10 protein-coding genes are annotated in these 8,158 nt (G+C 41.9%); 9 read left to right on the top strand and 1 reads right to left on the bottom strand.

Annotated elements, in window-relative coordinates:
* The coding region (locus tag NT010_16945) for a hypothetical protein (protein ID MCX5807730.1) at positions 1-308 on the top strand (308 nt) is incomplete at its 5' end.
* A 373-nt stretch (positions 309-681) separates the two neighbouring features.
* Positions 682-1,170 carry a hypothetical protein gene (locus NT010_16950; protein MCX5807731.1) on the top strand — a complete coding sequence of 163 codons (489 nt, stop codon included), beginning with the start codon at positions 682-684 and terminating at the stop codon, positions 1,168-1,170.
* A 187-nt stretch (positions 1,171-1,357) separates the two neighbouring features.
* Here the strand turns inward: NT010_16950 and NT010_16955 are convergent, their stop codons facing one another.
* A complete protein-coding gene (locus tag NT010_16955) occupies positions 1,358-1,492 on the bottom strand; it encodes a hypothetical protein (protein ID MCX5807732.1) in 135 nt (44 codons plus the stop codon).
* A gap of 222 nt (positions 1,493-1,714) precedes the next feature.
* Between NT010_16955 and NT010_16960 the strand changes: the two genes are divergently transcribed.
* The 7 genes from NT010_16960 to NT010_16990 all read left to right on the top strand — a co-directional run.
* Positions 1,715-2,284 (top strand): carbohydrate binding domain-containing protein, encoded by a 570-nt coding sequence (locus NT010_16960; protein ID MCX5807733.1) that lies wholly within the window; start codon positions 1,715-1,717, stop codon positions 2,282-2,284.
* A 268-nt stretch (positions 2,285-2,552) separates the two neighbouring features.
* Positions 2,553-3,107, top strand: a complete 555-nt coding sequence (locus NT010_16965; protein MCX5807734.1) for a DUF2284 domain-containing protein — start codon at positions 2,553-2,555, stop codon at positions 3,105-3,107.
* Between the two features lie 173 nt (positions 3,108-3,280).
* Positions 3,281-4,444, top strand: coding sequence for a reductive dehalogenase (locus NT010_16970; GenBank protein ID MCX5807735.1), 1,164 nt, complete (start codon positions 3,281-3,283; stop codon positions 4,442-4,444).
* 285 nt (positions 4,445-4,729) lie between these two features.
* Complete coding sequence (locus NT010_16975; protein ID MCX5807736.1) at positions 4,730-5,350, top strand: carbohydrate binding domain-containing protein; 621 nt, start codon at positions 4,730-4,732, stop codon at positions 5,348-5,350.
* A gap of 230 nt (positions 5,351-5,580) precedes the next feature.
* Complete coding sequence (locus tag NT010_16980; GenBank protein MCX5807737.1) at positions 5,581-6,144, top strand: hypothetical protein; 564 nt, start codon at positions 5,581-5,583, stop codon at positions 6,142-6,144.
* A gap of 299 nt (positions 6,145-6,443) precedes the next feature.
* On the top strand, positions 6,444-7,079 hold the full coding sequence (locus NT010_16985; protein MCX5807738.1) for a VPLPA-CTERM sorting domain-containing protein: 636 nt from the start codon (positions 6,444-6,446) through the stop codon (positions 7,077-7,079).
* 526 nt (positions 7,080-7,605) lie between these two features.
* The coding region (locus NT010_16990) for a ParB/RepB/Spo0J family partition protein (protein ID MCX5807739.1) at positions 7,606-8,158 on the top strand (553 nt) is incomplete at its 3' end.

Consider the following 8,158-nt stretch of genomic DNA (forward strand, 5'->3'; position numbering starts at 1 on the left):
AGAAAAACTTTATTGCCTCTCTGGATACCTGGTATATGCAGTGGTCATCCTTTCTGAAAGAAAGAACGACAGATCCCATAACAGGGAAATGGCATTATACGCATAAGAGACTTCGCTCTGCATATAGAAGCCTGAGACTAAACCTCCCCTATCTGTTTACCTATCAAAAGCATCCCGAACTAAAGATCCCCAATACCACCAATTCTCTCGATGGTTGTTTTGCATATCTCAAGGAACTGCTCAGGGTCCACAGGGGATCAACGAGAAACCTCAGAAACAAGATCATTGAAGAGGTTTTGGGGAGATAAAAAAGCCCTTAAAAATCGTATTAAGCCTAAAATCGCAAGAGTTTTGAGGAAGTCTAATTCTGAAGGTGGTAAAATGAGTGGGGCAGGTCAGATACACCTACCAATTGTGCATATGACCTTTTGGCTTTGATCGAGAATTACACTTTGAAAGCAAGTATATTCATGGGTCTTGAAGGTCCTCAAAAGTGAAAATGTAAAGGATGTAACTCCCCGCTCCATATTACAATAAATTGTAGTACATAACTTACATGAATTGTATTAAATGTCCTACATACAAATAGATTTATATTGTTATACGATGTCTAATAATTCTGGTAAAGCCAAACCTTCGCAATGGGGACGGCCAAATAAATTATTTGGAGGAGGTTTTTGTATGCGAAAGAATTTTTTAGTGTTTTTTCTGGTTCTTGTTTTTGTCGCTGTAGGGGCAGTGATTACCAACACTGCGTTTGCAGCTCCTGCTGTCAGCTTTACGTCTACCGCGAACTATATTTCTAATATTACTAAACTTGTTGGATGGCAATTTACTGTTAACAACAACATAACTGTTAATAAACTTGGCTTTTATGATGATCTGGCTAATGGAATAAGCTCGAGCTATGATGTTGGAATCTATGATGTAAGCACACAAACATTAGTTGTATCGGGTATCGTAACTCCTTCAGACCCATACAATAATTGGTTCAAGTGGACAAGTATAACACCGACCGTTTTAATGGCAGGACAAACATATGATATTGTTGCAATTGTCGGGGATGAATACCGCACATGGGATCCCAGTGGTTTTACTGTCAATCCGGATATTACTTATATAAAAAATGTATGGTCGAACTACGTCTATTCCCTTGCGTTTCCCAAATAGCAGTGATGGTAATTCGCATGGTTATTTTGGGCCAAACTTTAATATTACTTCGGCCCCTGTTCCCCTTCCTTCAGCATTGTTCCTTTTCGCTCCCGGCCTTGCCGGGCTTGCAGCAATCAGGAGAAGATTCACAAAGTAATCGTAAACGATCAATTATCGAGGCAGGGTCTAAATGGCCCTGCCTTTTTTATTCATCTGATCTTCCCTCTTCTACTATTAGACGAACAGTCTCAACTTTAAATTCCCTGTCGAACTTTCTTCTTCCCTCTGCCAAACACATCTCCTGGTTTACTATAATATCCAGACCTTTCGAAGTGTCCATTATTTTGGGGGAAGATCATAAGTGCAGTTTTGAAGGGTGTCTTGCACAAAGGTATTACAACAATTATCGTAATTAACCTACACAGATTGTATTACATATCCTACAGACAAATCAATTGCATTATTTTACTGTGTTATACAAATCTGACAAAACTAAACCGCTGGTGATGACAGTAGACAGCGGCAGGGATTGCCGTAAACTATAAAACATGGAGGATTTTGAATGCTGAAGAAATTGTTTTTATTGACAGCGGCTGTGGTGCTTCTGGTAGCCGTACAGGTAGGCGTCGGCGCGGCCGAACTCGTAGTTAACGGCGGTTTTGAAACCGGTGATTTTTACGGATGGAATGAGTACGCAGTTTATCTTAATCCTCCTGGTGGTAGCCTTCCTGTTTATTCAGGGACCTACGCGGCATATTTTGCTTCGGTAGGCTACGACGGTTATCTATCCCAGAGTATTTCAACCGTTGCGGGCCAGACATATACCATCTCCTACTATCTAAAAAATTGGGGCGGTTCATATAATGAATTCAGCTTAGCAATTAATAGCGGAACTCTTGCCGGGTCTGTTCTGGTTAATGCTGATACCTTCGATTGGACTAATTATCAGTTTAATTTCACGGCTACAAGCAGCGCTACGAATCTGACATTCTACGGTCGTCAGGACCCTACCGCTTATTTCCTTGATAATGTATCTGTAACAAATGCGCCTGTTCCCATCCCTTCAGCATTGCTTCTTTTTGCACCCGGTCTTGCCGGTCTTGCAGCAATAAGGAGAAGGTTCACAAAGTAATCATATACGATCAATTATCGAGGCAGGGCCAAATGGCCCTGCCTTTCCTTTTCTCATATTTCAACATTACAACCAGCAGAGAAGAGAGAAGTCAGCTGTTGACAACGGACAATTTGGCATACCTATCCGAAATATAGGTGTAGGCGCTCTTTCATGTGCTTAGGTGCTCTTCACCATATTCATGTTAATGGCTGACCACTCTCTTTCCTCCATCATGCCGTTGACCAACCAAAAGAAAATAGATAAACTCTTAAAAGAGGAGGATAAAATGCAAGCCGATCAGAACGATATGATAAAGGACGCATTGGCTTCGGATGCGAAGTACGCAGCTATTGCCGACGTATCAAGCATCGTGTTTCACGAGAGTTTCAGAAAGGCTTGCGAACAAAACCATTGCGGGAAATATAATACAAACTGGATGGGACCTCCGGCAATCGGCCCCATCAACGAACTGATCAAAAAAGTTCGGAAATTCGAAAAGGGCCTGCTGTTCCAGACAGTGTACCAGGGCTCAGGCTCTTTTGATTATAAAGGGATGATGGAAGGCATGAAGCTTCATGAACAGGTCTTCAGAAAACTTTTAGAAAGAATCAAAACAAATTATCATCTTAAGGACATTCTTCCGTTGAATGCCGGTTGCTGCAGTATTTGCAAGCGATGTGCTTATCTGGACAATGAGCCGTGCAGGCATCCTGATATGGCCGTTTCTTCGTTGGAGGCATACGGCATTGATGTGACGGCACTTGAAAAAGCATGTGGAATCCCTTATTACAACGGAAAAAATACCTATTCTTTTGTGGGATTGATTTTGTTTAATGCCTGAATGTTATAATGTATTGTGTTGTATTTTGTTTAATGCTTAACAGTTCCGTTATACTCCCGTCGTCGGAGGATCGCAAGGCGAAGCAGACCGCCGCAGATCAGAATCCCCGAACATGCCGCTGACCGACCAGGGAAAAAACCTGGAGAAAACAAAGTAAACTGCAAGGAGGTATCATGAAAGGATATACGCACATCGAGCAGGAACCTTTCCCGGTTCACACACTGAAGAGGGTTGACCGGCCCACGACCATGATTATAGATGAGAAAGTTAAGAGAACCGACGAGAGAGAGCAGGGATTCAACAGGGCCGGGAGAGGGGATTTTGGAAAGCACGTGCAGGAACAAAGGTTACGCTTTGTAAGGAAACAACCTCTTTCCGGGGCGCTCCTTCAGATGGAACTCATTTTAAAAAGCGTTGTGGATGGCGTTGTGGCGTCGACTAAGGCACCCATGACAGATGATCCGCAGTTTTTGTCACGTCATATTAAAGAAACCGCCTACTTTCTAAGAGCGGATATGGTCGGTATTTGCGAGCTGCCTTCTTACGCGGTCTATACGCACAGCGGAGGAGACCCGAGAAATCCTGATGACGAAGGTAAGCCGGTTCATCTTAACCACAAATATGCTGTTTCTATTCTCATTGATCAGGACTGGAGGACATCGAGGGCCTCAACGGGCCATGACTGGATAAGCAATTCAATGAGTTTTATGGGCTATTCAACCAGCGGATTCATTTCATGCATACTTGCCGATTATATACGCAGACTCGGCTATCCTGCCAGGGCTCACCACGCCCTCAATTATCAGGTTGTAACGCCGCCCATCCTGCTTCTTTCCGGTCTCGGGGAGATGTGCAGAATAGGAGACATTGTTCTTAACCCCTTTTTAGGCTCGCGCTTCAAAGCAGCAGTGGTGACCACAGACCTCCCCCTTGTCCCTGATAAGCCTATAGATTTCGGGCTCCAGGATTTTTGTTCGAAATGTAATAAGTGCGCCCGAGAATGCCCCGGTAATGCCTTAAGTGAAGGTGAAAAGATCATGTTCAATGGATACGAAAGATGGCCGACAGATGTGGCGAAATGTACCGCCATGAGAGTCGGCAATATGAAGGGGTCAGGATGCGGAACATGTATAAAGGTCTGCCCCTGGAATAAACCTTACACGCCGCTTCACCGTGCTGTCGGCTGGACCATGAGACATTCGAGTCTTGCCAGAAGGTTTGCCGTATGGGGGGACGATCTCCTGGGCTATGGGAAATCCCATCCTGATGAAAAATGGTGGCTCGATCTGGAGAGCGTGGGAGAGGTAATGCAGGCCGCCGGCTCAAAAAAATTGTAAGACAGCTTTTTCATTCATCAAAAACCACCAAGCCCGTCATGTCCTCTATGTTATCTCATGGGGTGCACTTTGTAGTTGAATTCGCCACACTAATTTGGTTCTGAGATTCGTCACAAATGAAGATTAAAGGGCGTTTTGCTCCCTGTCAACGTATTACAGCAATTATCGTAATTAACCTACATACATTGTAGTAGATGTCCTACATACAATAAATTTTAATTGTTATACGATGTTAAATAATTCTGATAAAGCAGGGTATCCAGAAAATTTTATGGAGGTTTTTTTATGAAAATCAAACACATTATGATGATTAATTTTTTCTTAATTTTTCTGACAATGGTGGTCCCTGTCGAATCAAATGCCAACCTTATCACTAATGGCGATTTTGAGAATGATTACAGTTTTTGGACACCCAGCCATATCGATGGTTCAGGAGGTCACAGAGACTGGGGTGGTGTACATGGAGGATTCTTTCTTTTGAATGATGGCGGAAGTCCCGAGTCAGACCCTGCTATCTCACAGACTATTTACGGGCTCCAGGTAGGGAAAACATATACTGTAAAATGGGATCAACTTTATCATTATCCTGACTACCCGGGCGATATTGGATTCGGGGTTTTTTTGAACAATCAACCTGAAAACCCTATTGCCCTCAACGGCTCTACTGCTCTTGATATATGGCAGACTTTTTCAACGACCTTCAATGCTGCCGGAACTTCAGCCGTGCTTTATTTTGCAGCCGAACTGGATCAAAGGACCCCTGGAGTATTTACGCGAACCGACATGGGTTATGGTATTGATAATGTGTCAGTAACAATGGCACCTGTGCCCCTTCCTTCAGCATTGCTTCTTTTTGCTCCCGGCCTTGCCGGTCTTGCAGCAATAAGGAGAAGATTCACAAAATAATCATAAACGATCAATTATCAAGGCAGGGTCTAAATGGCCCTGCCTTTTTTATTCGTCTGATCTTCTCCCCTTCTGCTATTAGACGAATGGATTCTTCATAATATTACAATAATTGTCGTATTTAACCTACTCCAATTGTAGTACATATCCTACAGACAATTTGCTAATTGGGCGGTAAAATTTTCAATTATTAAAGAAGCGAGTTCTTATCGTAAAAAAAGGAGGGTGTTATGAAAAAAACGATAGAAGTTGCTGTCGTATTGTTTGTTTTGACCCTGTTTGCCGGAAGTGCCTTCGGTTATGTTACCTATGTGCCTTCTAATTATTTGGTTCAGTTCGATGATGCCGAACCAGGCCTTACGATAATAACCTATAAGGATGGTCAAGAGATTCAAAGATTACCCTTTGAGAATGAGCATTATGTAGGGGGCTACGGCCTTTGGCATGGAGCATTCACCTCGAATGTGTCTATCAAGACAAATATTTATGAACCAAACGGCCGTACATTGAGCGATACATGGGAGATTAGCGGCGTTGCAAACCAGAACACTGTTATGATCGCATTTTTCTCCGATACAGAAGGCGGGCCCGGCCTCACGCCGCTACAATATGGGTATCCAATTGATGAAACGGGCGATTGGCAGACAGTCGGATATTTTTCTGTAAGCAATGGCGATACGTATACATGGCAATTCAGGTCTGATGTGTCGGAGGTTCCGCTACCAGCCACCATTCTCCTTTTTGCCCCCGGTCTTGCCGGTCTTGCAGCAATAAGGAGAAGATTCACAAAGTAATCATAAACGATCAATTATCAAGGCAGGGTTAGAAATGGCCCTGCCTTTTTTATTCGTCTGATCTTCTCCCCTTCTGCTATTAGACGAATGGATTCTTGCATAATATTACAAAAATTGTCGTACTTAACCTACTCAAATTGTAGTACATATCCTACAGACAAAATAATTGTATTGTTATACATATTTATACAATTTATAAAAGGTCCAAATTATCCGTAATGAAGAGACGGGAACCAAGGGTCTAATAAATGGATTTAACTAAGCACCATAAAAATTTAAAATTAAAAGGATGGTAAGTTATGAAAAAGATTTTAGGAATGTTTCTTATGATCGCGATAATTCTGCTTGCCGGGAATCTCCTGCATGCTGCTATCATCTACGAACAATATGGAGGGCCTGTAGGAGGGAATAATCCGTTTTGTTACAACAATCTCTTTGTTGCCCAGGACTTCACAGTTGCCAGCGACTCTAATTTGACAAAACTCACTTTCAATGCTTTTACAACAGCCGAAACCGTGCCTCTTACCGACATTTATGCAAAAATTTACTCAAACAATAATGGAGTTCCTGGATCACTTATTTATGACAACCATATCACGGGGTCTTTTACCGGTGTTGCAACCGGCACCTTCGAGTATTATACTTTGCGCGATTACGAAATAACTCTACCAAGTCAAAATCTGACAACAGGAACTTACTGGCTGGCGTTAAAGGTAGCCCCCGCACAGTGGGATATGCACTGGTCAATTCCTACTAATGATACAATCGGGTATGTAAGCAAATCAAATTATTATGGCGGCACAATCTGGGATGATTATGGCACTGAGCATTCTTTTCGTCTTGAGAGCAGCGCGGTTCCCCTTCCTTCCGCATTGCTTCTTTTCGCACCCGGTCTTGCCGGTCTTGCAGCACTAAGGAGAAGATTTACAAAGTAATCATAAACGATCAATTATCAAGGCAGGGTTAGAAATAGCCCTGCCTTTTCTTTTCTCATATTTCAACATTACAACTATAAAAGAATTTATCACAGAGACCATGAAGTTCACGTAGAAATGCCGGATAAAAGTTTTTGAATATTTTGTATTTTTTTGTAAAAATATTCTTGAAAATAATATTTGAAATAGTGTATCTATTACAATACATGTTTGTAAATTAAAGCACATCTTTGTAAACACATCATCGGTTGGGGCATCTTAAGTTAAATCATAAATATCTATTTTAATGGCATTAAGATCAGTGAATAGTGAATAGTGTGCGGTTTAATCCCGCTTAATGCGGGACATAGTATATAGTGGACAGCGATAAAGGTGGTAAACGGGTTATGACTTCTGAGTATCTCAACCTTTTCTGTAAAGTTACTCCTTGATAAATCACCCCAGCAAGGGGGTGTGTTGCTATTCATTATTAACTGACGACTATTCACTAACGACTATTCACTGAATTTCAAAAAAGGGGGTAAAAATGGCAACAAAGAAAACAGTGGAAAGTCCGGAATTTCTGTACCTGGCTCTTGGAAGTATTATAGTGGAAGAACAGATTCGTTCAACAATTGACAAAACAACAGAATCCTTTAAAGCTCTTATATCATCAATTAAAGAAAAAGGTGTATTAGAACCTGTCCTTGTAACACCCAAGGACGATAAATACCTTCTCCTCTGCGGGGAAAGAAGATATCTTGCAGCTCAGAAACTGGGATTAGAAACTATTCCGGCGAGAATTGTTAATACAGTTACCCAAAAGGATGAAATACTGGCCATCCAATTGACAGAAAATCTCCAACGGGAAGACTTAAATCCCATAGATCAGGCCAATGGCATACTTGCATATATTCAGGCAAAACATCCTGACAAAAACTATAATTTGGATGGGGTAATGAGTGAGTTGGTTGTATATGAAAGAAGACAGGAAGATTTGCCTCAGGAAATCCGTGAAACAATTTCACAGATTTCTGAAATCGTCGGAAAGTCAACAAGGACGCTCTTTAACACGATATCACTTTTAAAACTGGTTCCTA

The organism is Pseudomonadota bacterium (genome assembly GCA_026388275.1).
Lineage (GTDB): Bacteria > Desulfobacterota > Syntrophorhabdia > Syntrophorhabdales > Syntrophorhabdaceae > JAPLKB01.